Here is a 25,581-nt window from a genome sequence, read left to right as displayed (position 1 = left end):
CTCACTCCCCTCTCCGACTCACCGATGAAACCGAGTACACCGTACCCGATTACGGGTACACCGTACCCAGTTTCGCGTCGGCGGCTTACCCTGAGGCCATGACGAAGAGCGAACCAGCAGGCGGCAGCACCACAGGGAGCGGCGACCTCGCCCGTAGCCTGGAACTCCTCTGGGGCACCGGCGAGCGCCCCAGCCGCGGCCCCAAGCCAGGCCTCACGCTCGACCGGATCGTCACGACGGCCGTGGAGGTCGCCGACGCCGAAGGTCTCGACGCCCTCTCGATGCGCCGGCTCTCCACGGAGCTGGGGACCGGCACGATGACGCTCTACCGCTACGTACCCGGCAAGGCCGAACTGCTCGACCTGATGCTCGACCGCGTCCAGGGCGAACCCCTCGCCACGGACGCCTCACAGGTGCCGGAGGACTGGCGGACGGCCCTCGACGTCATGGCCCACACCTACCGGGCCACCCTCCACGCCCACCCCTGGCTCCTCAAGATCAACCAGGCGCGCACGGTCCTCGGTCCGAGCGCCCTGCGCGGCCTCGAACTGGCGCTCACCGGACTCCGGGGGACGGGGCTCACCGACCCCGAGCTGATCAGCGTGATCATCACGGTGAACAGCTTCGTCGAGGGCCTGGCCCGCACCGAGAACCACGCCGCGGAAGCCGCCCGGGAGACGGGCCTGAGCGATGCCGCCTTCTGGCAGGGACAGCAGCCCTACTTGGAGCGAGCCATGCTGAGCGGCGACTATCCACGCATGGCCGCCCTGTCGGAGGACGCGTTCGCCTACGACTTCGACCATTTCGCGTTCGGCCTCGGCCGCATCGTCGACGGCGTCGAGACCCTGGTCCGCCGGCGCTCGGGGCAGTGAAGAGAAAAGCCCGGATCGCCCCGTTTTCATGCACCATGGACTCATGGAGACGATCCGTGAGCTAGAGCCTTTCGTGAAGCAGTACACCGTCCTGCTCAGCAGCCGCAGGCCGGACGGATCAGCTGCCCGTACCCCCGTCAGCATCGCCGTCGAGGGTGACCACGCCTACATCCGTACCTTCTCCTCGGCCTGGAAGGTCGACCGGATGCGCAACCACCCGGTGGTGGAGATCGCCCCGTGCACCGTGCGGGGCGCACCGACCGGGCCGCCCGTGAAGGCCTGGGCGCGGCTCCTGCAGCAGGACTCCAAGGAGAACACCCACGCCTCCCGGACGCTCTCCCGGAAGTACCCCGCACTCCAAGGCGTGGCGGTCCCGCTCACCCACCGGCTGAAGCGTGACCGCACGCTCCACTACGAGCTGCGGCCGGTCACCGAGGACTTCTGAGCGGAGCGGGCGGGTGGCCCGGACGCCGGGGCGGCGGGCCGGGTGGCCCGGACGACGCGCGCCCTACCCCCGGCGGCGCTTCACCGCGAGCAGGGCCAGCACGATGACGACGACGGCCACGGCGCCGCCCGTCGCGGTGCCGTGCTTCGACACGCCGTCCTCCTCGCCGTCCCCGGACGACGAGGAGGACGGCCCGCCGCCATCGCCGTTCGGGGACGCCTTGCCGCCGCCCCCGCCCTCCACCTCCACGCGCACCACTTCGCTGTGCTCCCCCTCGGAGCCGACCATCATCGCCGAGCCGTCCGCCGTGTACGTCACCGACTCGGACTGCCCCTGGAGCGGCACGCTCACCGCCCGGTCGTCACCGAGGCGGCCGTTCTCGAACGCGTACCCCCGGGCGCTGAAGTAGGAGCGCAGCACCAGGTCCTCGCCGTCCGGCGAGAACGCCCCGTCCGTCACCCACGGCACCTCGCCCACGCGCCGGAAGACGTTGGCCCCGCCGGCCGTCAGCTTCTCAGGGCCCTCGTAGAGGCCACCGCCGTCCTCGTTCTTCGAGGCGATGTACACCCGCCCGGTCTTCGGGTGGACCATCATCGCCTCGGCGTCGCGCGCCCCGTCGGCGTACGTCACGTCGAACTGCGTCGCCCGCACCGTGGCGTCCGCGAGCCGCTTCGGCTCGGGGAAGCGGTAGATCCAGACGTGGTCCCAGGAGCCGCCGAGGTTGTCGCCGATGTCGCCGACGTACACGTTCCCGTCGGGTCCGATCGATATCGCCTCCACGTCGCGGGGCTCCCCCACGCCCTTCATGGTGATCGTCGCGACGGTCTTCCCGGTCCGGGAGTCGATCGCGTAGACGTACGGCCCGTCCTCGCTGTCGTTGTGCGTCCAGTAGACCCCCGGGTGGAGTCGGCTGGCGGCGAGCCCGCTGGACTCGGTGATCCGGGAGTCCTCGATCGTGAAGGTCCGGTCCGCCCCGTCCCCGTCGTCCGCGACGGCGGGCAGCGCCCCCGGCAGGAACAGGAGGGCGGCGGCAGCGGCGGAGACGGTCAGCAGCGATCTCATGGCTCAAGTGTCCACTGTCACGTCGCAGGGCGGAGCGGTGATCGGCCATGATGGCGCCATGCGTTTTCTCTTCGTCGGCGACAGCATGACCGTGGGCAAGGCCGGCGACTTCACCTGGCGTTACCGCATGTGGCAGCACCTCGAAGCAACCCTCGGCGACGACGGGTACACGATCACGGGCCCGCGCACCGCGCTGTACGACACCGAGGCGAACGCCCCGTGCTCCCACGCCTACGGCGATGCCACCTTCCCCGCACCCGCGCGCCGGCACCTGGCCGGCTGGGGCGAGGGCTGGCTCCACATGGCCCCCGTCATCGCGGACACGGTCACGGCGGCCCGCGCCGACGTCCTGCTGGTCTCGCTCGGCCTGATAGACCTCGGCTTCTACACGGACAGCACGCAGACAGCCGCGAACGTACGGGCGTTCATCACCGCGGCCCGCACCGCGAACCCCCGGATCAGGCTGGTGCTGCTCCCCGTCATACCGAACGTCCGGGCGGAGTCCGACGCCCCCTTCGCCGCCGAGTGCGACCGCTTCAACACGCTCCTCGCGCGGGCGGTCGCCGACCTGGACCTCCCCTCGTCCCCGGTCCTGCTGGCCTCGCACCCCACGGGCTACGACATCCGCACGGACACCTACGACGGCACCCACCCCGGCCCCACCGGCGAACACAAACTGGCCGGAGCCTTCGCCGACGCGATGCACCAGGCCTGGGGCGTGGGCGGCCCGTACGCGGGAGCACTGGCGGCGGCCTGACCCTCCCCCGCGCGCACCGGCGTTCCGGACCGGAACCGGAGCAGGGGCCCTCGCGTCGTCGTCATGTGCGGGGCGCGGCGAGGAGACGTCCGGACGGGAGCATGGGCGCGTGACGAAGAGGCGGGCAGGCCGGGCACCGGCCTGGAGCTGGCGGCGGGGCCGTCTGGTCGCCCTGCTCTGCCTCCTGTCGGCGGTCCTGCTCGTCTTCCCCCGCCTGGTCCCCAACACCCCCGGCCACCTGGGCAGTCTGCTGGAGACCTTCCTCCCCTGGCTGGGCCTGGCCGTCCCCCTCCTGCTGGTCCTCGCGCTCCTGCGCCGCTCGTTGCTGGCTTCGGCCGTGCTCCTGGTGCCCGTGGTCGCCTGGTGCTCCCTGTTCGGGGGCCTGCTGCTCTCCGGAGGCCGGGCCCCGGCCGGCGCGTTCACCGTGGTCCAGCACAACGTCAGCGACGTGAACCCCGACCCCGGCGCCACGGCACGGGCGTTGGCCGGGACGGATGCCGACCTCATCGCCCTGGAGGAGCTGACGGCCCCGGCCCTGCCCGCTGTCGGGGCGGCGCTGGCCGCCGACTACCCCCACCACGCGACGAGGGGCACGGTCGGCCTCTGGTCGAAACACCCCCTCACCGGCGCACGGCTGGTGGACATCAGGCCGAAGGGCGTCGGGGAGGGCTGGAACCGGGGCCTGCGGGCGGCGGTCCGTACACCGCGGGGCGAGGTCGCCGTGTACGTCGCGCACCTGCCCTCGGTACGGATCGGCGGGACCGGACTCACGTCCGGGCGGCGGGACGAGAGCGCCGCTCTCCTGGGCGAGGTGATCGCCGCCGAGCCACTGGACCGGGTCATCCTCCTCGGGGACCTCAACAGCACGCTGGACGACCGCGGTCTGGAACCGGTCAGTTCGCTGATGACCCCGCCGGGGCCCGGCTTCGCGTTCAGCTGGCCGGCGACGTTCCCGGTGGCCAGGATCGACCAGATCCTCACCCGGTCGGCGACGGTCACCCGCCTCCGCCCGCTGCCCGCCACCGGAAGCGACCACCTGCCCGTGGCGGCGGACATCAGACTCTGAACGGCCGGGAGTCCGTTGCCGCTCAGTCCGTCGGCTCGACCCCGAGCATGGCCAGCCCCAGTTGCGTCAGCTCCTCCGACACCTCGTCCGGCCGGGCCCTGCGCGGGCGGCGGGCGTGATGGGCCATGAGCTCGTGGACCGTACCGACCATCACCATCACCACGACCCGGTGATCCCGTTCCTCCACCTCCCCGCGCACCGCCGCACGCTCGGCCTCACCGGTCAGGAAGTCGGTCCACAGATCACGCCACCGCTTGCAGTGCGCGTCCACCGCCGGACTCACGCCCAGCACCTCGACGAACGTCACCCGCGCCTCACGCAGGTCCCTGGTCACCGCCGACACGTACGCGTCGAAGAGCCGCCGGAAGCGCTGCCCGATCGGACAGTCGTCCATCCCCTCGGAGAGCAGAGCCGCTTCGGACGCCCGCAGTCCGCTGGTCGTGATCTGGTTGTGCAGGGCCGTCAACAAGCCCTCGCGGGAGCCGAACTCCTCCCAGAGCACCTCCTCCGGCACCCCGGCCGTGTCGCACAGGGCCTGCTCCGAGGTCTTCGCGTAGCCGTACACCCCGAAGAGCTCCAGGCCCGCTTCGAGGAGCCGTTCACGGGCCCGCGTACGCATGCCGTCGACAGCTCCGGTCACTTGGTCCACCGGGACATCCACCACGGGTCCTCCTTGGTCTGCCCCCGTCCGGTACGCACGCCCGCGGTCGAGCGGGTCGCGAGAGCCCGAGAGGGCTCGGGCGCCCCTGGACAGCGCGTGCGCCATTGTCCGAGTATGGGCCGCCGCGCGCACCCCACGCCGCGCCGTTGCGCACAAGTCCCCCGGTACCGGTGAGCGCTCGCACAGCTGTACACGATCGACCTGATCAGCGGAGGCGTCCCCGCGACGCGGGCCGCCCGAGCCCTTCGGCCGATGAGGTGTCGCCTGAGCCGGTGACGGGCCGTCAGAGGCGCTTCAGGACGGCTCGCTTGGCCGTGGCGAACTCCTCGTCGGTGAGGATGCCGGCCTCGTGCAGCTCCCCGAGTTCACGGAGCCGCCGCAGCAGCACGTCGTGGTCGTCGGCGGGCGGGGCGGGGGCAGACCCGAGCGCCGGGGGGGCCGTGGTGGCGGCTTCCGGCGCGGCGCCCGGTCCGGCAGGGTCGGACGGTACCGGCAACCGTACGAGAACGGCGGCGGCGACCAGGACCGCGGTGTACTCCCGCTTCGACAGCCCCCACAACTCCAGGGAGTACGGGTCGAACTTGGCAGGTGCGGGCGAGACGGCGCCTCCCCGGTCGAAGCGCAGGGAGCCGTTCTCCAGTCCGATGGCGGGCACCCAGCGCACCCCGGTGACGTCCGACAGCGGGAGGGTGACCGCGCCGCCCGCGGTCTTCGACTCCGCGGCCTTCCAGTTCCAGGTCAGCCGGACCGCCTCCCCGTCGAAGGACGCCGTACCGTCCCCACCGCCGCCGGACACCGGCACGGACGGCCCGGGCAGCAGGAACCGGTCCACCGGGCCGTCGGGGACCTGCTCGATCAGCAGCGCGTTGCGTATCTCGTCGACGAGATACTCCGCGACGCCGGTGCGGTCCTTCTCCACCACCAACTGGTACGGGTCGGCGGCGTCCTTCAGCCGCCCGTCCGCGGCCCGCAGGACGGGGCAGGCGCCGGTGCGCAGCCGCAGCCGGAGCCGGCCGCCCCTGCGGTCCGGCTCGTACGAGACGCCCGCCACCGCGTGCAGCGGGACGGCGAACCCGCCGAGGCCCTGCCGCACCGGATGCGCCTTGCCGCCGGGGACGATGCGCACCGCGTCCCCGTCGAAGCTCCACGTTCCGTCGCGCGAGATGATGTCCGCCATACGACGGATTCTGCCAGGCACACCCGCGTACGTGACCGGCTGAACCCGCCGTCGGCCCGAAGGCCGTGCACCGCCGTGGGCGCCGTGCGGACTCGGCCCTCGGCCTCCCGGAAGAGCGGGATCCCGCTGCGGCACCTGCTGGCTGACGGCATGCGCCGGCGAATGCCGCGTCCGTTCGCGCTCCGCACGGACGGACGCGTCGGCCCCAGAAGAGTCAGGTCGAAGAGCAACCGGGTGGTGGCAGTGGTTGTCAGTGCCCGGCTCACGCGAACCGGAAGTTGTACGCCGCCCAGGAGCCGATACCCCTCCGGCCGAACCGAACGCCGTCCCGCGACGCCGGCCCCCCGACCACGATCCGTGGCCACCGTGCCAGGAGCTCCCTCCCGGCCAGCACGTCGAGACGCTGGCGCGCCGACGTGGCCCTCAGATCCAGGCCTTGTGGTCCGGGGCGAGCAGCTCCAATGTGCGGCGCATGTGGTCCTCGCCGGGGGCGTGGTTGACGAGGATCAGCTCGTCAGCGTGCACCCGCGCTGCGATGTCTGCCAGCCTGGTGCGGACCTGCTCCCCCGTTCCGGCGAGCGTGGCGTCGAGCATCCGTAGCATCTGCCGTGCCTGCGGTGTTTCGCGCACCGCGGCGATCTCCTCGTCGGAGAGCGGCCGCTTTCTGCCGAAGAACGCATCGAGGGAGGCGTCCTCGGCTTCGCGGCGCAGCCGCGCCGCCGTCTCGGCGTCGTCTGTGGCGATGACGTTGAGCGCCACCATCAAATGGGGCTTCGCGTCCGGCCCGGCCAGTGGCCCGTCAGGAGCGAATCCGCTGCGGTACGCCTGTGCGGCATGGTCCAGCAACCCGGGGGCGAAGTGGGACGCGAAGGCGTACGGAATGCCGAGCTGCGCAGCCAGCTGCGCCCCGAATATCGAGGATCCGAGCATGTACAGGGGCACGCGACTGCCGGTGCCGGGGTAAGCCCGGACGCCGGGAACCGGCGATTGGTCGCCGAGGAATCCGTGGAGCTCGAGCACGTCGGAGGGGAACCGTTCGGCTTCATCGCCGGTGCGTCGCAGGGCACGCACGGTGGCACCGTCCGTGCCGGGGGCCCTGCCCAGCCCCAGATCGATGCGTCCCGGGTAGAGCGCCTCGAGAGTGCCGAACTGCTCGGCCACCATGAGCGGCGAGTGATTGGGAAGCATGATCCCGCCGGCGCCGACGCGGATGCGCTCGGTGCGGGAGGCCACGTGCTGGATCAGGAGCGCGGTGGCGGAGGAGGCGATGGTCCGCATGTTGTGGTGCTCGGAGAACCAGACCCGGTGATATCCGAGCCGATCCGCATCCTGGGCCAGTCTCTCGCTGCGCCGGATGGTGGCGGATGCGTCCGGGTCGGTCCGCTCCACACGGACGAGATCGAGAACGGAGAGGGGCACGACGGATGACACGGGGACGACCTTTCGGACAGAGTTCAGCGGGAACGGAACGGAACGGGCTCGGTCGATGAGCGGCTTCAGCTCTCGGCACCGCGGATGCGCGGGTCCAGTCCGAGCTGCTCGGGCAGCCCGAGCCGGCCCCTCAGGGTGGTGGGTCCGTCGTCGGCGCGCAGGAGACCGCGTTCGCGCAGGATCGGGCTCACCTGGTCCGCGAAGGCATCGACGCCGTCGTGGAGGTCATCGATGATGAGGACGAAACCATCCACGGCCTCGGCCTCGAACCACTCCTGCATCATGTGCGCGGCAGCTTCGGGAGTCCCGACGAGCCCGGGGTGCGGATCCAGGACGCCGTGCGCGAGGATGTCCTTCGGGGAGAAGCCCTCGTGGGCCAGTGCGAGGGCCTGCTGTGCGCGAGCCGCGCGGGGATGCGCGGCGGCCTGTTCCAGCTGCTCAGCGGGGAGCGGCCGATCCGCTGCGGCTGGGTCGATGTGCACGCCCAGCATCACGGACAGCTGCGCCAGGCGGGGCCTCGGATCCGTCCGGTCCTCGAGAGTTCGGCGGCGCTCGAGCGCGCTCTCGTGCGTCACCCCGAGCCCGAATCCGATGAATGCGAAGAACAGGATCTCCTCGGGGGCCCGTCCGGCCGCGATCGCGGACCTGCGGACCATGTCGCGCTGCGCGCGCCCGTCCTCGATGGTGTTCGGCATGCCGATCACGGCGCCGGCATACATTCCTGCCGCCTGGATCGAGGGCCCGCCGGCGGCGGGCATGAAGACCACCGGCTGGCCCTGCGGGGAGGGCGGGATCTGGAGCGGTCCGCGAGAGCCCACATGGCGACCGTGGAGATCGATCGGTCGGATGCGGGACATGTCCGCGAAGGTCCCGGAGACGGGATCGGGGTCGCCGGCCTCCCGCTCCCAGCTCCCCCAGAGGGCCTGGACGATCTGGACGGCCTCGTGGAGCCGTTCGTACTTGCCCTCCCTCGGGGGCATGGGGCGGCCGTGGTTCGCGAACGCCTCGGGCTCGTAGCTGGGTATGGCATTCCATCCGGCGCGTCCGTGGCTGATGACGTCGAGGGCTCGCAACTGCCGCGCGAGGGCGTACGGCTCACTGAAGGACGTGGATGCGGAGGGCACCAGTCCGATGCGTTCGGTCTCCCGGGCCACGGCCGTCAGGACCATCAGTGGCTCCATGGAGAAGGTCGGCGGGCCGGCATCCAGGTCGTCGCGGAGGAAGGCGCGGTCGGGCAGGAAGGCGAAGTCGACGCCCCCTCGTTCGGCCGCCTGTGCGGCGCGGACCTGCACTCCCACGTCGGTGTAGGCCCCGGGGTCGGCATGCGGCATTCGCCAGGCTCCGGGATGGACGCCGAAGCTGCCCCCGAGCGCCACGCCGAGCGAGATGGTCCTTGTCATGGGCGGTCCCTCCGCGGCCGATGGATGAGGGGACGGAAACGGAGGATCCGTCCGCTTCACACCATACGGAGGGCATCTCCGTTTCGCAAAAGCGTCATCCCGGTGCGCGCGGGACCGCCGCCCATGACCTCAGACTCCGGGTGCGGCACGCCATCCGTCACGGACGAAGCGCTCCAGGGCATCCGCGTCCGCCTCGCGAGGGTCGTCCGACGCCGACGCCGCCCATGCCGCACCGAGGACGGCCCGGTAGAACCCCCGGCCGGTGACGAAGTCCTGCACCGCGCCGTCCCGCCGGGCCTGATCGACCAGTGCGTCCGTCCATGCGATGACGGTCGAGCACTTCACCCCCAGAGGTCCGGCCTTGGCGTCAAGGGACGCCCTCAGAGGGTCCGGAAGACCGGCATAGCTGGTCATCCACAGCCGCAGCGCGACGGACCACCGCTCCAGCCGCTCCTCGCCCCCCAGGTCTGCGCTCCTCAGGGATGCATAAACCTGCTCAAGGTCTCCCAGCTCGGCAGTGAGAACTTCAGCGATCAGATCCTCGCGCGAGGGGAAGTGCCGGTAGAGGGTGCCGGGCCCTACGCCGGCGCGCTTGGCGACCGCATCCAGCGACACCTCGAGGCCCTGCTCGACGAAGCACTCCCGAGCGATGCTCGCGATCTTCTCCTTGTTTCGCGCGGCGTCCGCGCGCACCGGAGCCTTTGCCATGGCCCACCTTCCCCGGGTACCGAAGCTCGACGTTGACAAAACGGAGAGCGCCTCCATATCGTCACAAGCGGAGACAGTCTCCATTAGCTAGGATCGTACATCCCGAGGAGCCCTCATGCCGTCACTACTGGGCACGGATCTCCGGCACACCTTCGCCGCCTACCCCACCGGCATGGTCATGATCGCGGCCGAGGTGGATGGACGCGACGAGGCGATGCTGGCCAACTCGTTCGCCACCGTGAGCCTGGACCCGCCGCTCGTCTCCATGGCCTTCACTCACGTCTCCACGACCTGGCCGCGCCTTCGCAGGGCCGCGGAGCTCGGAATTACGGTGCTCGGCGAACCGCAGCGGGATCTCGTGCCCCAGCTGCGCCGCTCGGGTCCGGCCCGCCTGGCGGGCATCGATCTGGAGCGCGCGTCGGACCAGGCCCGGACGCTGACCGGCGCCGCGGCCGTGCTGGTCGTCAGACCCCACCACTTCATTCCTGCCGGAGACCACGAGCTCGTGCTCTTCGAGGTCGTCGGCCATCACCGGGACGAGGTCGTCTCCCCGCTCACCTACTTCGGACGAAGGGTAGGAGTCGCCGCCCGTGACTGACTCGCACCCCTGCGTGGACGACGCCTCGCCGCACCACCCCACCGCTCAGCACGCCATCACTCCCGGAAGGGCTCATCGATGACCGACAGGAAGGCCGTCCTCGGCCTCGCATTGACCGACGGCTACGGCGCCCTGGCCGGAGCCTGGCGCGCACCCCGTGTCGACGCCGACAACTACGCCAGGATCGAGGCGAACATCCGCTACGCGCAGGCCGCCGAGCGAGGAGGATTCACGTTCCTCTTCACCCCGGACTTCCCCGCCGTGCGCGGGGATGTAGAGCACTCGCCGCTCAGCAACGTCATGGATCCGATGATGCAGCTGGCCGCCATCTCGCAGGCCACCTCCCGGATCGGCTTCGTCGCGACAGGTTCCACCACATTCCAGGAGCCGTTCAACACCGCACGCCAGTTCAAGGCACTCGACGTGATGAGTCACGGTCGCGCCGGATGGAACGCCGTCACCACGAGCGATCCGGCCGTGGCGGCGAACTACGGCAAACCCGTCGTTGAGCGCGCCGTGCGCTACCAGCGCGCACATGAGTCGATCCAGGTCGTCGAGGCGCTCTGGGGCAGCTGGCAGGAGGACGCCTGGATCAAGGATCAGGCCTCCGGACGCTTCATCGACGCGTCGAAGCTTCGGCCTGTCAACCTGGAGGGCGAGCATGTCGCCTCGCGCGGGCCTCTCGCGATCCCGCCGTCGGAGCAGGGCCAGCCGGTGATCTTCACCTCCGGGGGGCCCAGCCCCCACCTGCTCCAGCTCGCCGGCCGCTACGCGAGCGGCTTCATCGCCGAGGTGTGGACGATCGAGGAGGCCCGCGCACAGCGGGAGATGGTGCGCAACGCCGCACGGGAGGCCGGACGCGACCCCGACGACATCAAGTACTTCGCGGGGCTGATGACGACAGTCGCCCCGACAGTGCGCGAGGGCCTCGACCGCCGCCTCGCCCTGGCCGGTGACGTCATCGAGGCGCGCCTGCCGCACCTCGGCGCGCTGCTGGGACTGCACATCGAGCCGAGCCACTATGACAAGCCCCTCACATCCGATCAGCTGGCCTCCGCTCACGCGTCCCCCATGGATCCGCGCTCAGGAATCGCCTTGGAAGTCGCGCGCGGGGGCTGGTCACCCCGCGACATCCTCGCCCACGGGGTGATCGACTACCACCCGACGACGGTCGGCCCCGCAGAGGTACACGCCGATCACCTGCAGGAGTGGTTCGAGGCGGGCGCCGCCGACGGGTTCTGGCTCTCTCCCGACATCTACGAGGACGGCGTCGACGCATTCGTCGACGAGGTCGTCCCCATTCTGCGCGCACGCGGTATCTACCCTGAGCACTACGTCGGCGCAACGCTGCGTGAAAATCTCGGCGTGCCCAGGCAGTACGGTCCCGACCCCCGCATCATGAATGCTGCGGCGCGGTGACGACCAGCCACTAGGTGTATTGACCCGCAGGGTTGTTGACGCGGGTGACTGGGGGGCCTGCTGCTGGACGGCGGGCGCAAGTCGGTGGAGCCGATGGCCGCCCGCCTGGGCGAGGACGGGAACCGGCAGGCTCTGGCCCACTTCGTCACGTCCAGTCCGTGGGATGCGGCGCATGTGCGGGCCCGGCTGGCCTGGCGTATGCAGCCGGTCGTCAAGCCCACCGCGCTGGTCATCGATGACACCGGGTTCCTCAAGGACGGGGACGCGTCGGCGTGCGTGACCCGGCAGTACACCGGAACCGCGGGCAAGGTCACCAACTGCCAGGCCGGAGTTTCGCTGCACCTGGCTTCCAACGGCGCCTCGGCGGCGGTGAACTGGCGTCTGTTCCTGCCCGGGAGCTGGGATCCCGCCTCGCCGAAGGCCGATCCGGCCGTCTCGACCTCGACCACCGCGCAACCCGAGGACACACAGCCATGCACCCCGGCTTACACAGGCCGGGGGCGACAGCCGGTTCCTGCCTACCCCGAGTCGGCACAGAGGGTGAAGAGCCTGGTCATCGCGGCCGTACATCCTCCGCACAGCCGGTGCAGTGGAGGGAGGGATCACGGCCGGGCAGTGGCCGCAGCGGAGTGAAACGCATGTACTCCCGCTTCGTGGCTCTGCGGGTCCGGCCCGCCGGGCGTGAGATCCGCACGGCCACGGCCGCCCCCGGGCCTCCGACACGCTGGCTGCCGGCCGCCCACCACGTCACCCTCGTCTCGGTCAGGGGTGCATCAAGGTGGGGCATGAGGGCCTTTCGGGCTGGTGTAGACGTCGTAATCCACACCGAACCCGGAAGGCCCTCACTCGTTCAAGATCCCAAGACGGTGATCACTGTCACCGCACCCAACCTCCGTGGACAGAACACCTAGGGCGTGTTTCGAAAGTAGCGCCGTCCGCCCGAAGGGCGGGCCTGGCGGCGTCTGGTGCGTGCGATCGCAAGGCGGAGGGTCGCCCCGATACTGGATCTATCGGGGTGATCCCGACAACGCGGCGAGCGTGCGTGCCAGACGCCGCCAGGCAGGCGGGACTTTCGAAACACGCCCTAGTGCTCCGTCGGGTTGCCGCGCAGCTTGCGCCGCTCCCAGCGGCTGGGATGGCGGATGGTCACGCCCGCCATGCCGCCGGTCCCGGTGAGCCGGATCAGCGGGGTCCCCGGGAGCCGGTCGGGAGTGGTCCTGTCCTTCAGTCCGCCGATACCGGGGTCCATGCCACCCGTGTCCACGGCCCAGGCGTCAGGGACGACGATCGTGACACCGGCCATCTCCCCGTACGCCTCGACCGCGATCTCGGTGAGGCTGCACCGGGCCCGGGTGAAGTCGAGCTTCACACCGCCCATGCCTCCGTGAGCGACGACGCGGCCGGGGACCTCCCAGAGGCCGGGGCCCCGGGACGCGCCGTGCATACCGCCCTTGAGGACCAGGGGCGGCCGGCTCTCGGGGAGAACCGGCCTCGGCAGGTCCTCGGTCAGGACCGCCAGCTCGGCGTGGGTCTTCGCCGTCAACGCCTGCTCCAGGCGCGCGTCCAACTCCTCGAAGTCGATCCGCCCCTCGGCTGCGGCGTCGCGCAACTGCTCCACCACAGCGTCCCGGTCGTCGTGCGAGGCGCGGAGCCCGGGTGAAGGAACAGGGCGCACGGAGGGCTCCGGAGGCTGGGCGGTCATGACCACAAGGATAGGCAGCCCAGCGTTCGTTGGACAGCTTTTGCCCATGGTCGCCGGGCTTCACCGGCCTCGGCCCCGTGCCAGGGATGCCAGGAAGACCGGCGATGCGCGCGCCGCCTTCGATCGGGCGCAGTGCGGCACCGACCATGCCGCCGCCGTCGGCGGTCAGCACGGCGGCGGGGTCGGCATCGCACACCTACCGTCGGTCCATCTCCCCCTGGGCGTCCTGATGTCCGGGCTGATCCTGCCGGCGTTGGCGCGGCCCCCTGAAGTCCGGTACGGGCCACGGGTCACGCGGCCACGGTGACGGCGTCGACGGCCGGCGTGCGCAGGGTCATGCGCGCCGTTCCGAGGCTCGTACCGAGGGTGACCACGGTGGCGACGGCGATGACGGCCAGCCACGTCGCGGGCCCCTCGTCGGGTACGACCTGGTCGGTGCGGGCCATCGTGAAGGGGATGATCCCCGCGATCGCCGCGACGGTGCCCAGGACCAGACCGGTCAGCGTGAGGATCGCCGCCTCCCGGCCGACCACGCCCAGGACCTGGCCGGGGGTCGCCCCGGCCAGGCGCTGCCGGCCGAACTCCCGGCTGCGGTAGGAGGTGGAGGCGTACAGGCTGTTGGCGAGCATGATGCAGGAGAAGACGACGATGATGCCGACGACCACCAGGTTGAGGGTCTCCACGTTCTTGTCCTGGACGGTCTTCGCGAGTCCGGAGGCCGCGACCCGGTCGGTCTCCACCGCCTGGATGTAGAGGGTGGCGGTGGCCATGCCGGTGAAGGTGATCATCGGCATCAGCACGCCGGCCGACTCCGCACCGCGTCGCCGTAGGTTGCGGGTGCTCAGGTAGGCGCCCGCGCCGCCCACCGCGGCGAGCGGGCCCCGCAGCAGGTCCAGGATCCGGCCCAGCAGGGACGGGGCGAGGACCGCGAAGCCGACGGAGAGCAGGATGGCCCCGTAGGCGGGGAACGCCATCAGCATCTCCTCCGTGCTGTCGACGGCGTACGTGGTCAGGACCGCCCCGGTCCCGGCCACCAGCGCGGCGCAGCCCGCCAGGGTGCGGAGCCGGCCGCCGGACGGGCCCCGGGTGTCGGTGGCGGCCCTGGTGGCGCGGCGTACGGCGAGGAACGCGGCGCCTACGGAGGCGAGGACCGCGATGCCGAATCCCGAGCCGACGGCCATCGCGCCGAAGGCCGGATCGACGTGCGCGGCGACCTGGCCGCTGTCCTGGAACAGGTCGAGCAGGAGCCGTCCGCCGAGCATCGCGGGGCCGATGGCGAGCACCGCTCCGGCGAGGGCCACCACGGCGGACTCCCCGACGACCATGCGCGTGATCTGGGCGGGTGTGGCCCCGGTGCAGCGCAGCAGGTGGATCTCCTCGGCACGCCGGCGGACGTTGACGGTGAGGGTGGAGGCGATGGCGAAGAAGACGAGGAGGGACCCGTAACCGCCGACGACGCTCGCGGAGGTCGTCATGGACTGCGAGCTCACCTCGTCGACGCCGGGTGCCGCGGCGGTGTCGTGCAGAGAGCTGAACGTCATGACGATCACGGCGCCGAGGAACGCCGAGAGCAGGGTGGCGAGGAAGCGCCCGGGGCGCTTGCGGACCGAGCGCATGGCCAGGAACAGCATCGCTCACACCTCCATCAGGGGGCCGTGGTCCGCGCGCCGTCCGGCTGTCCGGTCCCCGAGGTGCGTGATGCGCTCGGCGACCGCCTCAGCGGTGGGGGCGGAGAGGTGTCCTGCCAGCCGTCCGTCCGCGAGGAAGACCACCGAGTCGGCGTAGGAGGCGGCGACCGGGTCGTGGGTGACGAGCACGACGGTGCCGCCGTGCAGGCGGACGGTCTCCTTCAGCAGGGTCAGCACATCGCGTGCGCTGCGCGTGTCCAGGGCGCCGGTCGGTTCGTCGGCGAAGATCACGCCCGGCCGGGTGACCAGGGCGCGTGCGATCGCGACGCGCTGGCGCTGGCCGCCGGAGAGTTCGTCGGGGAGGTGGCCGAGGCGCTCACCGAGCCCCACCTGCGTGAGGATCGCGCGGACGCTCTTCCGGTCGGCCTTCCGGCCGGCCAGCCTGAGCGGCAGCGAGGTGTTCTCCTCCACGGTCAGGGTGGGCAGCAGGTTGTACTGCTGGAAGATGAAGCCGATCCGGTCCCGCCGGAACTTCGTGCGCGCCGCCTCGCTGCCGCCGTGCATCTCCTCGCCTGCCACGAGGATCTGTCCCCGGTCGGGGCGGTCCAGGCCCGCCGCGCACTGGAGCAGCGTGGACTTCCCCGAGCCGGAGGGGCCCATGACCGCGGTGAAGCTTCCTGTCGGCAGGCTGAGGGTCACCCCGTCGAGGGCGGTCACCGCACTGTCCCCTGTTCCGTACACCTTGCTCACCGAGACCAGCCGCAGGGCCTCGGCGGCCCGGCTCGCGGGCTGCCGTTCGCGATCGAACATCGTCGTCCCCCTTGCTCATCGGGCGCGCTCTGCGCCACGTCGACGACGCTACGGACGGGAGCGGGCGAGCACATGGGGCGCAGGGCCCCGAGTGCGGGGTGGCGTTGGGTACACCTGACGCGGGGGAAGGCAACAGGCTCTATACCCCCGGGGGTATAGACTCACGGGCGAGCGAGCATCCGCGAGTGGTACGTCGGACCCGGGAGGAAGCATGCGACTCGACATGGCTGCGGAGGAGTTGAAGTCCGTCCTCAACCGGCTGCGCCGGGCTCAGGGGCAGATCGCCGGGGTCATCAGGATGATCGAGGAAGGCAGGGACTGCGAGGACGTGGTGACACAGCTGGCCGCCGCCTCCCGGGCCTTGGACCGGGCGGGTTTCTCCATCATCGCCACCGGGCTCGAGCAGTGCCTGGCCGACGAGGGGCAGACGCCCGCCGACAAGGACCGGATGCGCGCCCGCCTGGAGAAGCTGTTCCTCTCCTTGGCCTGAGACGGCCGGGCCCGAGCGGACCCCGCCCCGTCAGCGCTCCGGGAACGGCTCACCGCACGCGCTGCAGAACTTCGGCGCCCGGTCCGCCGAGAGCCGTCCGCACTCCGGGCAGACCAGATCCAGCATGCAGGGGGCCTCGCCACCCTCGTACGCGGGCGTGCGTACGGCCGGCTTGATCGTCAGCCCGGGGCGGCGGCGGTGCACCGTGAGGTACGTCAGCCCCTCCGGTCCCGCCTCCAGGGCGCGGCGCGAGGTACGGGGCAGCCAGATGACGGTCGTCGGGGCGAGCTCCAGCGTTTCTCCGGCGCCCGTACGCAGGCTGCCCGCGCCCGCGAGGACGACGAGGAGCACGTCGAGGACGTCCTCCTGGTGCTCGCCCACTCCTGCACCCGACGGCAGACGGACGACATTGGCGTCCAACTCCCGCCCCTGCTCCGCGAGATGCCACAGCGCGCCGCGCTCGTCGGGAGCGGCGGAGGCGAGGAGCCCGTCCAGCACCGTCAGCACCTGCGGGGTGGCGTCCATGCCGCGGCCTCCTTGTCGTTCCGCTCGCGGACCTGCCCGGAGTGGGTCCCCACCAGTTTTCCACGGCCGCCAGGAGGCCGTGGCTCTCGGGGCCGGGCTCCGCGGCCGGCCTGTCCGAGGGGAGCGTGCGCGCCGTGGTGGGCCTGGCGTCGGCGGTGACGCTGTGGGTCTCCGCGTACCACGTGGCCGTGAGGGGCTGACCTGCCCCGGCGGTGCACACACCGGTGCTGGGTAGGCTGAGCGCGACAGCGCACCGCGAACCGGACCGAGGAGCAGACGTGAGCGAGCCGGCGAACATCGCCCTGCAGCAGGAGATCGCCCGAGAGCTGGAGGTCGCGGAGGTCTTCGACGCCCACCAGGAGATCGAGCGCCGGGTGGCCTTCCTCGCCGAGCGGCTGACCTCGACAGGACTGCGCTCCCTGGTGCTCGGCATCAGCGGAGGCGTCGACTCCACCACCGCCGGCCGGCTGTGCCAGCTCGCCGTCGAGCGTGCCCGGGCCGCGGGCCACGAGGCCCGGTTCCACGCCATGCGGCTCCCCTACGGGGTCCAGGCCGACGAACACGACGCCCAGCTCGCGCTGTCCTTCATCCAGGCCGACCAGGTCCTGACCGTGGACATCAAGCCCGCGACCGACGCCACGCAGGAGTCCCTGCTCGACGGCGACGTGGCCTTCCGCGACCCGCACCACCAGGACTTCGTGCTGGGCAACGTCAAGGCCCGGCAGCGCATGATCGCCCAGTACGCGGTGGCGGGCGCGCACAACGGCCTCGTCGTCGGCACGGACCACGCGGCCGAGGCGGTCTCCGGCTTCTTCACCAAGTTCGGGGACGGCGCCGCCGACCTGGTCCCGCTGACCGGCCTGACCAAGCGCCGGGTGCGCGCCGTCGCGGAGGCGCTGGGCGCCCCCGCGGAGCTGGTCGGGAAGGTACCGACGGCCGACCTGGAGACGCTCGACCCGGGCAAGGCGGACGAGCAGGCCCTCGGGGTCACCTATGACACCATCGACGACTTCCTGGAGGGCAAGCCGGTGGACGAGCAGGCCTTCGACACGATCGTCGGCCGCTACCGCCTCACGGACCACAAGCGCCGGCTGCCCATCGGCCCTCCGCAGCAGCGGTGAACCGGGAGCCCGACGAGAAGTACCCACCGATCGAGCCGCACGACCAGGGGATGCTGGACGTCGGCGACGGCAACCTCGTGTTCTGGGAGGTCTGCGGCAGCCCGGCGGGCAAGCCCGCCCTCGTCGTCCACGGCGGCCCCGGCTCGGGGTGCGGCACCGGGCCCCGGCAGGACTTCGACCCGGACCTCTACCGCGTCGTGCTCTTCGACCAGCGCAACTGCGGCCGGTCGACCCCGCACGCGAGCGACCCCGGCGCCGACATGCGGCACAACACGACGGCCCACCTGATCGCCGACATGGAGCGCCTGCGCGAGCACCTCGGCATCGAGAAGTGGCTCCTGTACGGGTGGTCCTGGGGCTCCACGCTGATCCTCGCGTACGCCGAACAGCACCCGGAGCGGGTCTCGGAGATCGTGATCCCGGCGGTGACGACGACCCGGCGCAGCGAGATCGACTGGCTGTACCGGGGGGCCGGGCAGATCTTCCCCGAGGCCTGGGACCTCTTCCGGGCGGGCGCCCCGGAGGCCGAGGACCCGGCGGACCTCGTCACCGCGTACGCCCGGCGGACGGAGAGCCCCGACCCGGAGGTGCGGGCGAAGGCCACGGCCGACTGGTGCGCCTGGGAGGACGCGGTGCTGTCCATGGAGGCGCACACCGGCCCGGCCCCCTACAGCGGCCGGCCCGGCCGGGACCAGCTGGCGTTCGTACGGATCTGCGCGCACTACTTCTCGCACGCCGCCTGGCTGGAGGAGGGCCGGCTGATCCGCGACGCGGGACGCCTCGCGGGCATCCCCGGCGTCCTGGTGCACGGCCGCTTCGACCTGGGCGGTCCGCTAGGCACCGCCTGGGAGCTGGCCAAGGCCTGGCCGGACGCCGTGCTGACGGTGATCGACGATGCGGGCCACCTGGGCGGCGCGGCGACCTCCCGGGCGGTGCGGGCTGCCCTGGACCGGTTCGGGCGGCGCGGCTGAGCACGTCGCTCTTGCTTCGAGCGCGCTCGAAGGAGTTGGGTTGGGGACCATGAAGTACACGCAGCTCGGACGCACCGGACTCAAGGTCAGCCGCCTCGTGCTGGGGACGATGAACTTCGGCCCCCAGACCAACGAGAGCGACAGCCACGCACTCATGGACGCCGCCCTGGAGGCGGGCGTCAACTTCTTCGACACCGCGAACGTCTACGGCTGGGGCGAGAACAAGGGCCGCACCGAGGAGATCCTCGGTACCTGGTTCGCGCAGGGCGGCGACCGCCGTGACAAGGTCGTCCTCGCCACCAAGGTCTACGGCAACATGGGCGCGGACGGCGAGGCGTGGCCCAACCACGACAAGCTGTCCGCCCTGAACATCCGCCGTGCCGTCGACGCCAGCCTCAAGCGGCTGCAGACGGACCACATCGACCTGTACCAGTTCCACCACGTCGACCGGGACACCCCGATCGACGAGATCTGGCAGGCCATCGACGTACTGATCCAGCAGGGCAAGATCCTGTACGCGGGCTCGTCCAACTTCTCGGGCTACAAGATCGCCCAGGCGAACGAGCGGGCCCGTCAGCGGGGCAGCTACGGCCTGGTCAGCGAGCAGTGCATCTACAACCTGATGGAACGCGGCGCCGAGATGGAGGTCATCCCGGCCGCCCAGGAGTACGGCCTCGGGGTCATCCCGTGGTCGCCGCTGCACGGCGGGCTGCTCGGCGGCGCGATCCGCAAGGAGCGCGACGGCGGCGGCGCCCGCTCCACCTCCGGCCGGTCCGGCGACGCGCTGGCCGACCCGAAGGTGCGGGCGCAGATCCAGGCGTACGAGGACCTGCTGGAGAAGCACGGCCTGGAGCCGGGCGAGGCCGGCCTGGCCTGGCTGCTGACCCGGCCCGGCGTGACCGGCCCGATCTCCGGCCCGCGCACGCGGGAGCAGCTCGACTCGGCGCTGCGCGCGGTGGAGCTGGAGCTGTCGGACGAGGTGCTGTCGGCGCTGGACGAGATCTTCCCGGGCCCGGGCCCGTCGCCGGAGAACTTCGCCTGGTAGGTACGCGGCGCGCGTGCGGCCTTCGCCCCCGGGTTCAGCCTCCGAGGGCGGAGGCCGCCGCCACGACGATGAACATCAGCACGAGCACGGCGGCCATGATGCGGTTTCTGGTCTTCGGGTCCACCCGACGAGCGTAACCGCCCCGCTCACCGGCCCAGCGGCCAGGCCCGCACCACCTCGTACCTCGGCTGCTCCCCCGGCACCCCGTCGACCGGAAGGTCGCTGCGTACGAGAGTGAGCTCGGCGGCCTGCCAGCGCATGCCCTCGAAGCCTTCCAGTACCGCCGTGTACGGGGTCAGGTCCGCCGGGACCCGGCTGCGGGCCAGGGTGAGGTGCGGGGTGTGGTGGCGGTGCTCCTCCATCGGGATCCCGGCCTTGCGCGCGGCGGCGTGCGCCCGCTGCGCCAGCAGCCGCAGCGTGTCGGTGCCGCCCTCGGCCCCCGCCCAGAACGTCCGCCCGTCGAACCTGCCGCCGCCCTGGATCCGCAGCGCGAAGGGCTCGGTCCGGTGCGCCGCACGCTCCAGCCGGGTGTACAGCTCGGGCAGCAGATCGTCGTCGACGTTCCCCAGGAAGGCCAGCGTGTAGTGCCAGCCCGCCCGGGCGGTCCAGCGGAGGTTCACGGCTCCGGGCAGCCCGTGCAGGGGGGCGACGGCCCCCGCCAGCTCGTCGGCGGCGGGCTCCGGCGGCAGGACGGCGGCGAAGAGTCTCTGGCTGCTCATGCGGCGAGTGTCCCAGCGTCCCCGCGTGTCCGGGGGTCCGGGCCTATCGTTGTACTACGTGGCTGCCCGCGCCGTGCGGCAGCGGGGAGGAGCGCCACGATGACCGTCGTCGACGACAGGATCGAGATGGCCGACACCAGCGACGCGCGCACCCTGGACATGATGTTCGAGTGGCTTGAGCCCACCCCCGAGGGATTCAAGGTCGAGATCGTCGAGGGGAACGTCTACATGTCGCCGCAGAGGGGCACTCACTGGCAGATCATTCTCTCGATTGTCAGGCAGCTGTTCGCCACGTACCAGGAGGAGCAGCTGCTGTCCGACGTGCGTATCGACTTTCCCGGCCGCCTCAACGGCTTCGCGTCCGACGTCGTGGCTCTGTGCGAGGGCGCCTCGGCAGATGCCAAGGGCCACTGGCGCTACCAGGACATCGAATTCGTCGCCGAGGTGATCTCCAAAGACACCGCCGCGAACGACTACGGCCCGAAAAAGGCCACGTACGCCACCGCAGGCGTACCCGTGTATCTGATCATCGACCCTTATAAGGGGACCTGGCATCTCCACACCATTCCCAAGGACGCCGAGTACCGCAGTGTGCTGAGCCTCGACTTCGGCACCGCGGTCGACCTGACCGACACCCCCGTCGGCCTCGCTCTCCGGACGGACAGGTTCCCCCGCGACTGAGAACGGGAATGCCGCCCCCTCCGGCGTGGAGGGGGCGGCGTACGCGGGCGGCGCTCAGGCAGCCGTGGCCAGCTGCTCGCGCGGAACTATTCGCACGTGCGGGCGACCTGGGCGCAGGTCGACCTTCACGCGCAGGCCGCCGACACGCGTCAGCATGAAGCCGACGCCGAGCGCCGCGACCATCGAGACCGCGCCGCCGAACGCCATTGCGACGCGCGCACCGTAGGCGTCACTGATCCAGCCGACGATCGGGGCCCCCACCGGCGTGCCCCCGGCGAAGACCATCATGTAGAGGCTCATCACGCGGCCCCGCATCTCCGGGTCCGAGGCCATCTGGACGCTCGTGTTGGCGCTGATGTTGGTCGTCAGTCCGATCATGCCGATCGGGACCAGCAGCAGCGAGAACAGCCAGACGGTCGGGGACAGGGAGGCGGCGATCTCCAGCAGTCCGAACAGCGTGCCCGCGGCCACCAGCATCCGCAGTCGCGAGGAGCGGCGGCGGGCGGCGAGCAGGGCACCCGCCAGGGAGCCGGCCGCCATCAGGATGTTGAAGAACGAGTACATCCCGGCGTCGCCGTGGAAGACGTCGTCCGCGAAGGCCGTCAGGAAGATCGGGAAGTTGAACCCGAAGGTGCCGACGAAACCGACCAGGACGATCGGCCAGATCAGGTCCGGTCTGCCGGACACGTAGCGCAGGCCCTCACGCAGCTGACCCTTGGCGCGCTTGACGGTCACGGAGGCGTGGAGCTCGCTTGTCCGCATCATCGACAGGCCGACGAGCGGGGCGATGAAGGACAGCCCGTTGAGCATGAACGCCCAGCCGCTGCCGACCGTCGTGATCAGGACGCCCGCGACGGCGGGGCCGATGAGCCGGGCGGACTGGAAGTTCGCCGAGTTCAGGCTGACCGCGTTGCGCAGCTGCGCGGGGCCCACCATCTCGGAGACGAACGACTGGCGCGCCGGGTTGTCCACGACGGTCACCATGCCGAGGAGGAAGGCGATCAGATAGACGTGCCAGACCTCCACGACGCCGGAGAGGGTCAGGACGGCGAGCGCGATGCCGCACAGGCCGAGTGCCGCCTGGCTGATGATGAGCAGACGCCGCTTCGGGAGCCGGTCGGCGATCACGCCGCCGTACAGGCCGAAGAGCAGCATCGGGAGGAACTGGAGGGCCGTGGTGATGCCGACGGCGGCGGCGGACCCGGTGAGGCTCAGGACGAGCCAGTCCTGCGTGATGCGGGACATCCAGGTACCGGTGTTGGAGATCACGGCGCCCGTGGCGAACAGGCGGTAGTTGCGGATCTTCAGCGACGAGAAGGTCCCGCCGGTCTTGCTCTCGTGGGTGGAAGTCGGTGCGGGGGCGGAGTCTGCTCCGGATCCCGTACTCAAAAGAGTTCGCCTCCTCGGACGTGTACGGCGTTCTGGCTGACGAGGACGTGACGGCGGGGCGCGACGGGCGAGGAGCCCGCGCGCCCCGCCGGAGTCACAGGTGGGCGAGCTTCTCCAGCACGGGCGCGGCGGCCCGCAGCTTCTCCCACTCGTCCTCGTCCAGGCCCTCGGCGAGGTCGGCCAGCCAGGCGTTCCGCTTGTCGCGGCTCTCGGCGAGCATGGCTTCCGCCTGCTCGGTCCGGCTGACCATCTTCTGCCGACGGTCTTCGGGGTGCGGTTCCAGTCTGACCAGGCCCTTGGCTTCCAGCAGCGCGACGATGCGGGTCATCGACGGCGGCTGCACGTGCTCCTTGCGGGCCAGCTCACCGGGGGTGGCGGACCCGCAGCGGGCGAGTGTGCCGAGCACCGACATCTCGGTGGGGCTCAGCGACTCGTCGACGCGCTGGTGCTTCAGGCGCCGGCCCAGCAGCATCACGGCGGAGCGAAGGGAGCTCACGGCGGCGGCACTGTCACCGTCGTGGATCAGGTCAGGCATGTTCATTAGCGTAACTCATTAGCTGCGCTAAATACCAGCGGGTGGTACACGCGCGGGTAACTGATCACCCGAACGAGTGAGTGTGGGGCGGAAATAGCCGCGAAAAGACCATGAGTGCCGCGAACCTGCTTGGCATGGGATCGACAGTGCTCAGCCTGCGTATAGACGGTGAGCTGCTCGACCGGCTCCGCCGGCACGCCGCCAGACGCGGCATGAGCGTCCAGGACTACGTGGTCCGGACGCTCGTCCGCGACGATTTCGACGAGCGCTTCCACGCGTCCGTCGACGAGACGGAGAAGTTCTACGGGGCGGATCTCCGCCACGCCGACCCGGCCGACCGGGTCACGTGACGGAGATCCGCCCCGTAGGAGTGGGGACGTCCGCGCCTACGTGAGGCCGAGCGCCGGCATCGCGTAGTAGAAGACGAAGACCGCGGACACCACGTACATGGCCGCCGGGACCTCCCGGCCGCGGCCCGCCGCCAGCCGCATCGCACTGAAGGCGATGCAGCCGATCCCGATGCCGTTGGTGATCGAGTAGGTGAGCGGCATCATCAGCATGGCCAGGAAGGCCGGGATGGCGAGCGTGAAGTCGCTCCAGTCCACATCGCGCACATTGCCCGCGAGGATCAGGAACCCGACCGCCACCAGCGCCGGAGTGGCCGCCTGCGAGGGGACCATCGTCGCCAGGGGGGTCAGGAGCAGCGCCACCGAGAACAGCAGACCGCTCACCACGCTGGCGAGCCCGGTACGGGCGCCCTCGCCGACGCCCGCCGTGGACTCCACGAAGCAGGTCGACGCGGAGGAGGAGCTCACACCACCCGCGGCGACGGCGACACCGTCGACCAGCAGGACCTTGTTGATCCCCGGGAAGTGACCGTCCTTGTCCATCAGCTTCGCCTCGTCCCCGACGCCGAGGATGGTGCCCATCGCGTCGAAGAAGCAGGACAGCAGCACCGTGAAGACGAAGAGGATGCCGGTCAGCAGGCCGACCTTCCCGAACCCGCCGAACAGGCTGACCTCACCGATGAGACCGAAGTCCGGGGAGGAGACGGGGTTGCCCGGCCACTCCGGGACCGTCAGCCCCCAGGCACCGGCGGGCAGATCCGCGACCGCCTCGATGACCAGCGCGACGACCGTCATGACGACGATGGAGAGCAGGATCGCGCCCGGCACCTTGCGGACGATCAGTGCCAGGGTCAGCAGCACGCCGAGGACGAAGACCAGGACCGGCCATCCGTTGAGGTGACCGTCGTTGCCCAGCTGCAGCGGCACCGTGGTGTGCGCGGCGTCCGGGATGCGGGAGACGAAGCCCGAGTCGACCAGGCCGACCAGCAGCACGAAGAGGCCGATGCCCATCGCGATGCCCTTGCGGAGCGAGCGCGGCACGGCGTTCATCACGCGCTCACGCAGTCCGGTGGCGACCAGCAGCATCACGACGATGCCCGCGAGGACGACCATGCCCATCGCGTCGGGCCAGCTCATCCGGGGGGCGAGCTGGAGGGCGACGACGGTGTTGACGCCGAGACCGGCGGCGAGCGCGATCGGCACGTTGCCGATGACACCCATCAGGAGCGTGGAGAACGCGGCCGCCAGCACGGTGGCCGTGACGAGCTGGCCCCCGTCCAGCTGGTTCCCGTACATGTCCTTCGCGCTGCCGAGGATGATCGGGTTGAGCACGATGATGTACGCCATCGCGAAGAAGGTGGCGAAACCGCCACGGACCTCGCGGGCGACCGTCGACCCCCGCTCGGAGATCTTGAAGTAACGGTCGAGTACGCCATGAGGCTGCTGCTGCGGCGTCGGCGGCTGTTCGACCGGAGCGGTGGCCGAGGAGGACATGTGTGACCTTCAGTCGTGCGAGAGGATGAAAGTGGTCATTTTTGGATGTTCACACGAATAAATCGAGTCACCCATGAGCAGATTCAGTATGAATACATAAGTCGAAGATCGCTATCTCCGCGCGTAGATCCTTGGGCCGACTGGCCTGCGGCCCCCGCCCGCCACAGCCCATAGACTTGCCCCATGGAGAAGTGGACACCGAAGCACGAGGCACCCGAGCCCCTGGAGGGTCCCGTCGTCGCCACCATCACCGGCGGCACGATCCTCTGGTTCGTCCTCTTCCTCGTGCAGGTTCCCTTCTACGGCTGGTTCGACGACCGCGGGCACGCATGGTGGATCTGGGTCTGCCTGGCCGGAGCGGGACTGGGCCTGATCGGAATCTGGTACGTCCGGGGACGTGCCGCGGCGATCGAGCGGGCCGCGGCGCAGGCCGATGCGGCCGCCGCCGGGCCGGCGCCGTCCGGCACCGCGCGTTCCTGACGTACGACCCCGGTACCGTTGCGGTCCCCCCACGGTCGGATCCTCGGC

The 25,581-nt window shown here is 70.9% G+C and carries 27 protein-coding genes and 1 pseudogene; 14 read left to right on the top strand and 14 right to left on the bottom strand.

Annotated elements, in window-relative coordinates; all coding sequences use genetic code 11:
• Positions 1 to 98 precede the first annotated feature (98 nt).
• Together ACFYSH_RS01275 and ACFYSH_RS01270 are read left to right on the top strand one after the other, a co-directional pair.
• Positions 99 to 872 carry a TetR/AcrR family transcriptional regulator gene (locus tag ACFYSH_RS01275; RefSeq protein WP_359465432.1) on the top strand — a complete coding sequence of 258 codons (774 nt, stop codon included), beginning with the start codon at positions 99 to 101 and terminating at the stop codon, positions 870 to 872.
• A 43-nt stretch (positions 873 to 915) separates the two neighbouring features.
• Positions 916 to 1,317: a PPOX class F420-dependent oxidoreductase gene (locus ACFYSH_RS01270; RefSeq protein WP_359465433.1), complete on the top strand. Its 402-nt coding sequence runs from the start codon at positions 916 to 918 to the stop codon at positions 1,315 to 1,317.
• 63 nt (positions 1,318 to 1,380) lie between these two features.
• Here ACFYSH_RS01270 and ACFYSH_RS01265 read toward each other — a convergent pair whose 3' ends face one another.
• On the bottom strand, positions 1,381 to 2,379 hold the full coding sequence (locus ACFYSH_RS01265) for a WD40 repeat domain-containing protein (RefSeq protein ID WP_388750171.1): 999 nt from the start codon (positions 2,377 to 2,379) through the stop codon (positions 1,381 to 1,383).
• On the opposite strand from ACFYSH_RS01265, the gene ACFYSH_RS01260 reads away from it, so the two are divergent.
• A complete protein-coding gene (locus tag ACFYSH_RS01260; protein ID WP_359465436.1) occupies positions 2,378 to 3,136 on the top strand; it encodes a GDSL-type esterase/lipase family protein in 759 nt (252 codons plus the stop codon). The genes ACFYSH_RS01265 and ACFYSH_RS01260 overlap by 2 nt on opposite strands.
• 109 nt (positions 3,137 to 3,245) lie before the next feature.
• Complete coding sequence (locus ACFYSH_RS01255) at positions 3,246 to 4,202, top strand: endonuclease/exonuclease/phosphatase family protein (protein ID WP_359465437.1); 957 nt, start codon at positions 3,246 to 3,248, stop codon at positions 4,200 to 4,202.
• Positions 4,203 to 4,224: 22 nt separating this feature from the next.
• Here the strand turns inward: ACFYSH_RS01255 and ACFYSH_RS01250 are convergent, their stop codons facing one another.
• The 5 genes from ACFYSH_RS01250 to ACFYSH_RS01230 all read right to left on the bottom strand — a co-directional run bounded on the left by ACFYSH_RS01250 (position 4,225) and on the right by ACFYSH_RS01230 (position 9,579).
• Positions 4,225 to 4,821 carry a TetR/AcrR family transcriptional regulator gene (locus tag ACFYSH_RS01250; RefSeq protein ID WP_359465610.1) on the bottom strand — a complete coding sequence of 199 codons (597 nt, stop codon included), beginning with the start codon at positions 4,819 to 4,821 and terminating at the stop codon, positions 4,225 to 4,227.
• A 325-nt stretch (positions 4,822 to 5,146) separates the two neighbouring features.
• The gene (locus ACFYSH_RS01245) at positions 5,147 to 6,040 is read right to left on the bottom strand and encodes a DUF4429 domain-containing protein (RefSeq protein ID WP_388750167.1); all 894 of its coding nucleotides are present in this window, start codon (positions 6,038 to 6,040) and stop codon (positions 5,147 to 5,149) included.
• A gap of 423 nt (positions 6,041 to 6,463) precedes the next feature.
• Entirely contained in the window at positions 6,464 to 7,471 is a 1,008-nt protein-coding gene (locus ACFYSH_RS01240; RefSeq protein ID WP_359465439.1) for an LLM class flavin-dependent oxidoreductase, read from the bottom strand.
• 65 nt (positions 7,472 to 7,536) lie between these two features.
• On the bottom strand, positions 7,537 to 8,871 hold the full coding sequence (locus ACFYSH_RS01235) for an NtaA/DmoA family FMN-dependent monooxygenase (protein ID WP_388750163.1): 1,335 nt from the start codon (positions 8,869 to 8,871) through the stop codon (positions 7,537 to 7,539).
• Between the two features lie 129 nt (positions 8,872 to 9,000).
• A complete protein-coding gene (locus ACFYSH_RS01230) occupies positions 9,001 to 9,579 on the bottom strand; it encodes a TetR/AcrR family transcriptional regulator (RefSeq protein ID WP_388750160.1) in 579 nt (192 codons plus the stop codon).
• A gap of 115 nt (positions 9,580 to 9,694) precedes the next feature.
• Here ACFYSH_RS01230 and ACFYSH_RS01225 point away from each other — a divergent pair, with 115 nt between their 5' ends.
• The 3 genes and pseudogenes from ACFYSH_RS01225 to ACFYSH_RS01215 form a co-directional block, all read left to right on the top strand.
• On the top strand, positions 9,695 to 10,177 hold the full coding sequence (locus tag ACFYSH_RS01225; protein ID WP_388750157.1) for a flavin reductase family protein: 483 nt from the start codon (positions 9,695 to 9,697) through the stop codon (positions 10,175 to 10,177).
• A 78-nt stretch (positions 10,178 to 10,255) separates the two neighbouring features.
• Entirely contained in the window at positions 10,256 to 11,596 is a 1,341-nt protein-coding gene (locus tag ACFYSH_RS01220; protein ID WP_388750154.1) for an NtaA/DmoA family FMN-dependent monooxygenase, read from the top strand.
• 48 nt (positions 11,597 to 11,644) lie between these two features.
• A pseudogene (locus ACFYSH_RS01215) lies at positions 11,645 to 12,333 on the top strand (transposase); the annotation flags it as partial.
• 347 nt (positions 12,334 to 12,680) lie between these two features.
• Here ACFYSH_RS01215 and ACFYSH_RS01210 read toward each other — a convergent pair.
• The 3 genes from ACFYSH_RS01210 to ACFYSH_RS01200 form a co-directional block, all read right to left on the bottom strand.
• Entirely contained in the window at positions 12,681 to 13,298 is a 618-nt protein-coding gene (locus tag ACFYSH_RS01210) for a DUF1707 domain-containing protein (protein WP_359465446.1), read from the bottom strand.
• 290 nt (positions 13,299 to 13,588) lie between these two features.
• Entirely contained in the window at positions 13,589 to 14,929 is a 1,341-nt protein-coding gene (locus tag ACFYSH_RS01205; protein ID WP_388750151.1) for an FtsX-like permease family protein, read from the bottom strand.
• A gap of 3 nt (positions 14,930 to 14,932) precedes the next feature.
• A complete protein-coding gene (locus ACFYSH_RS01200) occupies positions 14,933 to 15,736 on the bottom strand; it encodes an ABC transporter ATP-binding protein (RefSeq protein ID WP_359465450.1) in 804 nt (267 codons plus the stop codon).
• A 211-nt stretch (positions 15,737 to 15,947) separates the two neighbouring features.
• On the opposite strand from ACFYSH_RS01200, the gene ACFYSH_RS01195 reads away from it, so the two are divergent.
• On the top strand, positions 15,948 to 16,226 hold the full coding sequence (locus ACFYSH_RS01195; RefSeq protein WP_388750148.1) for a metal-sensitive transcriptional regulator: 279 nt from the start codon (positions 15,948 to 15,950) through the stop codon (positions 16,224 to 16,226).
• Positions 16,227 to 16,256: 30 nt separating this feature from the next.
• Here ACFYSH_RS01195 and ACFYSH_RS01190 read toward each other — a convergent pair whose 3' ends face one another.
• Positions 16,257 to 16,751, bottom strand: a complete 495-nt coding sequence (locus ACFYSH_RS01190; RefSeq protein ID WP_359465453.1) for a zinc ribbon domain-containing protein — start codon at positions 16,749 to 16,751, stop codon at positions 16,257 to 16,259.
• 278 nt (positions 16,752 to 17,029) lie between these two features.
• On the opposite strand from ACFYSH_RS01190, the gene nadE reads away from it, so the two are divergent.
• The 3 genes from nadE to ACFYSH_RS01175 are packed head-to-tail and all read left to right on the top strand — an operon-like array spanning position 17,030 to position 19,888.
• Complete coding sequence (gene nadE, locus ACFYSH_RS01185; protein ID WP_359465455.1) at positions 17,030 to 17,872, top strand: ammonia-dependent NAD(+) synthetase; 843 nt, start codon at positions 17,030 to 17,032, stop codon at positions 17,870 to 17,872.
• Positions 17,869 to 18,843 (top strand): prolyl aminopeptidase, encoded by a 975-nt coding sequence (gene pip / locus ACFYSH_RS01180; protein WP_359465457.1) that lies wholly within the window; start codon positions 17,869 to 17,871, stop codon positions 18,841 to 18,843. Before nadE ends, pip begins: the two co-directional genes overlap by 4 nt.
• Before the next feature lie 49 nt (positions 18,844 to 18,892).
• Entirely contained in the window at positions 18,893 to 19,888 is a 996-nt protein-coding gene (locus ACFYSH_RS01175; protein ID WP_359465459.1) for an aldo/keto reductase, read from the top strand.
• 146 nt (positions 19,889 to 20,034) lie between these two features.
• On the opposite strand, the gene thpR is transcribed toward ACFYSH_RS01175, so the two are convergent.
• Positions 20,035 to 20,607, bottom strand: a complete 573-nt coding sequence (gene thpR / locus ACFYSH_RS01170; protein WP_388750145.1) for an RNA 2',3'-cyclic phosphodiesterase — start codon at positions 20,605 to 20,607, stop codon at positions 20,035 to 20,037.
• 99 nt (positions 20,608 to 20,706) lie between these two features.
• On the opposite strand from thpR, the gene ACFYSH_RS01165 reads away from it, so the two are divergent.
• A complete protein-coding gene (locus ACFYSH_RS01165; RefSeq protein ID WP_388750143.1) occupies positions 20,707 to 21,288 on the top strand; it encodes a Uma2 family endonuclease in 582 nt (193 codons plus the stop codon).
• Positions 21,289 to 21,342: 54 nt separating this feature from the next.
• On the opposite strand, the gene ACFYSH_RS01160 is transcribed toward ACFYSH_RS01165, so the two are convergent.
• Complete coding sequence (locus ACFYSH_RS01160; protein WP_359465462.1) at positions 21,343 to 22,677, bottom strand: MFS transporter; 1,335 nt, start codon at positions 22,675 to 22,677, stop codon at positions 21,343 to 21,345.
• Between the two features lie 94 nt (positions 22,678 to 22,771).
• Complete coding sequence (locus tag ACFYSH_RS01155; protein WP_359465463.1) at positions 22,772 to 23,212, bottom strand: MarR family transcriptional regulator; 441 nt, start codon at positions 23,210 to 23,212, stop codon at positions 22,772 to 22,774.
• A gap of 134 nt (positions 23,213 to 23,346) precedes the next feature.
• On the opposite strand from ACFYSH_RS01155, the gene ACFYSH_RS01150 reads away from it, so the two are divergent.
• Complete coding sequence (locus ACFYSH_RS01150; protein ID WP_359465464.1) at positions 23,347 to 23,562, top strand: hypothetical protein; 216 nt, start codon at positions 23,347 to 23,349, stop codon at positions 23,560 to 23,562.
• A 36-nt stretch (positions 23,563 to 23,598) separates the two neighbouring features.
• On the opposite strand, the gene ACFYSH_RS01145 is transcribed toward ACFYSH_RS01150, so the two are convergent.
• On the bottom strand, positions 23,599 to 25,053 hold the full coding sequence (locus ACFYSH_RS01145) for an NCS2 family permease (RefSeq protein ID WP_359465465.1): 1,455 nt from the start codon (positions 25,051 to 25,053) through the stop codon (positions 23,599 to 23,601).
• 183 nt (positions 25,054 to 25,236) lie between these two features.
• Between ACFYSH_RS01145 and ACFYSH_RS01140 the strand changes: the two genes are divergently transcribed.
• Positions 25,237 to 25,533 carry a DUF2530 domain-containing protein gene (locus tag ACFYSH_RS01140; RefSeq protein ID WP_359465466.1) on the top strand — a complete coding sequence of 99 codons (297 nt, stop codon included), beginning with the start codon at positions 25,237 to 25,239 and terminating at the stop codon, positions 25,531 to 25,533.
• Positions 25,534 to 25,581 lie beyond the last annotated feature (48 nt).

The organism is Streptomyces sp. NPDC005791 (assembly GCF_042871485.1).
In the GTDB taxonomy this organism is placed as follows: Bacteria; Actinomycetota; Actinomycetes; order Streptomycetales; family Streptomycetaceae; genus Streptomyces.
Note: the sequence above shows the minus strand (reverse complement) of the source record. Positions and strands in the feature narration are given on the sequence as shown.

What these genes read in the sequence shown, in the direction of transcription:
- ACFYSH_RS01245 (WP_388750167.1), bottom strand. Translation starts at nt 6,040, where the DNA reads ATGGCGGACATCATCTCGCGCGACGGAACGTGGAGCTTCGACGGGGAC.
- ACFYSH_RS01195 (WP_388750148.1), top strand. Translation starts at nt 15,948, where the DNA reads ATGCGACTCGACATGGCTGCGGAGGAGTTGAAGTCCGTCCTCAACCGG.
- ACFYSH_RS01260 (WP_359465436.1), top strand. Translation starts at nt 2,378, where the DNA reads ATGGCTCAAGTGTCCACTGTCACGTCGCAGGGCGGAGCGGTGATCGGC.
- thpR (WP_388750145.1), bottom strand. Translation starts at nt 20,607, where the DNA reads ATGAGCAGCCAGAGACTCTTCGCCGCCGTCCTGCCGCCGGAGCCCGCC.
- ACFYSH_RS01175 (WP_359465459.1), top strand. Translation starts at nt 18,893, where the DNA reads ATGAAGTACACGCAGCTCGGACGCACCGGACTCAAGGTCAGCCGCCTC.
- ACFYSH_RS01150 (WP_359465464.1), top strand. Translation starts at nt 23,347, where the DNA reads ATGGGATCGACAGTGCTCAGCCTGCGTATAGACGGTGAGCTGCTCGAC.
- ACFYSH_RS01270 (WP_359465433.1), top strand. Translation starts at nt 916, where the DNA reads ATGGAGACGATCCGTGAGCTAGAGCCTTTCGTGAAGCAGTACACCGTC.
- ACFYSH_RS01275 (WP_359465432.1), top strand. Translation starts at nt 99, where the DNA reads ATGACGAAGAGCGAACCAGCAGGCGGCAGCACCACAGGGAGCGGCGAC.
- ACFYSH_RS01205 (WP_388750151.1), bottom strand. Translation starts at nt 14,929, where the DNA reads ATGCTGTTCCTGGCCATGCGCTCGGTCCGCAAGCGCCCCGGGCGCTTC.
- ACFYSH_RS01200 (WP_359465450.1), bottom strand. Translation starts at nt 15,736, where the DNA reads ATGTTCGATCGCGAACGGCAGCCCGCGAGCCGGGCCGCCGAGGCCCTG.
- ACFYSH_RS01230 (WP_388750160.1), bottom strand. Translation starts at nt 9,579, where the DNA reads ATGGCAAAGGCTCCGGTGCGCGCGGACGCCGCGCGAAACAAGGAGAAG.
- ACFYSH_RS01265 (WP_388750171.1), bottom strand. Translation starts at nt 2,379, where the DNA reads ATGAGATCGCTGCTGACCGTCTCCGCCGCTGCCGCCGCCCTCCTGTTC.
- ACFYSH_RS01155 (WP_359465463.1), bottom strand. Translation starts at nt 23,212, where the DNA reads ATGCCTGACCTGATCCACGACGGTGACAGTGCCGCCGCCGTGAGCTCC.
- ACFYSH_RS01165 (WP_388750143.1), top strand. Translation starts at nt 20,707, where the DNA reads ATGACCGTCGTCGACGACAGGATCGAGATGGCCGACACCAGCGACGCG.
- ACFYSH_RS01225 (WP_388750157.1), top strand. Translation starts at nt 9,695, where the DNA reads ATGCCGTCACTACTGGGCACGGATCTCCGGCACACCTTCGCCGCCTAC.
- ACFYSH_RS01140 (WP_359465466.1), top strand. Translation starts at nt 25,237, where the DNA reads ATGGAGAAGTGGACACCGAAGCACGAGGCACCCGAGCCCCTGGAGGGT.
- ACFYSH_RS01145 (WP_359465465.1), bottom strand. Translation starts at nt 25,053, where the DNA reads ATGTCCTCCTCGGCCACCGCTCCGGTCGAACAGCCGCCGACGCCGCAG.
- ACFYSH_RS01250 (WP_359465610.1), bottom strand. Translation starts at nt 4,821, where the DNA reads ATGCGTACGCGGGCCCGTGAACGGCTCCTCGAAGCGGGCCTGGAGCTC.
- ACFYSH_RS01220 (WP_388750154.1), top strand. Translation starts at nt 10,256, where the DNA reads ATGACCGACAGGAAGGCCGTCCTCGGCCTCGCATTGACCGACGGCTAC.
- ACFYSH_RS01190 (WP_359465453.1), bottom strand. Translation starts at nt 16,751, where the DNA reads ATGGACGCCACCCCGCAGGTGCTGACGGTGCTGGACGGGCTCCTCGCC.
- ACFYSH_RS01210 (WP_359465446.1), bottom strand. Translation starts at nt 13,298, where the DNA reads ATGACCGCCCAGCCTCCGGAGCCCTCCGTGCGCCCTGTTCCTTCACCC.
- ACFYSH_RS01235 (WP_388750163.1), bottom strand. Translation starts at nt 8,871, where the DNA reads ATGACAAGGACCATCTCGCTCGGCGTGGCGCTCGGGGGCAGCTTCGGC.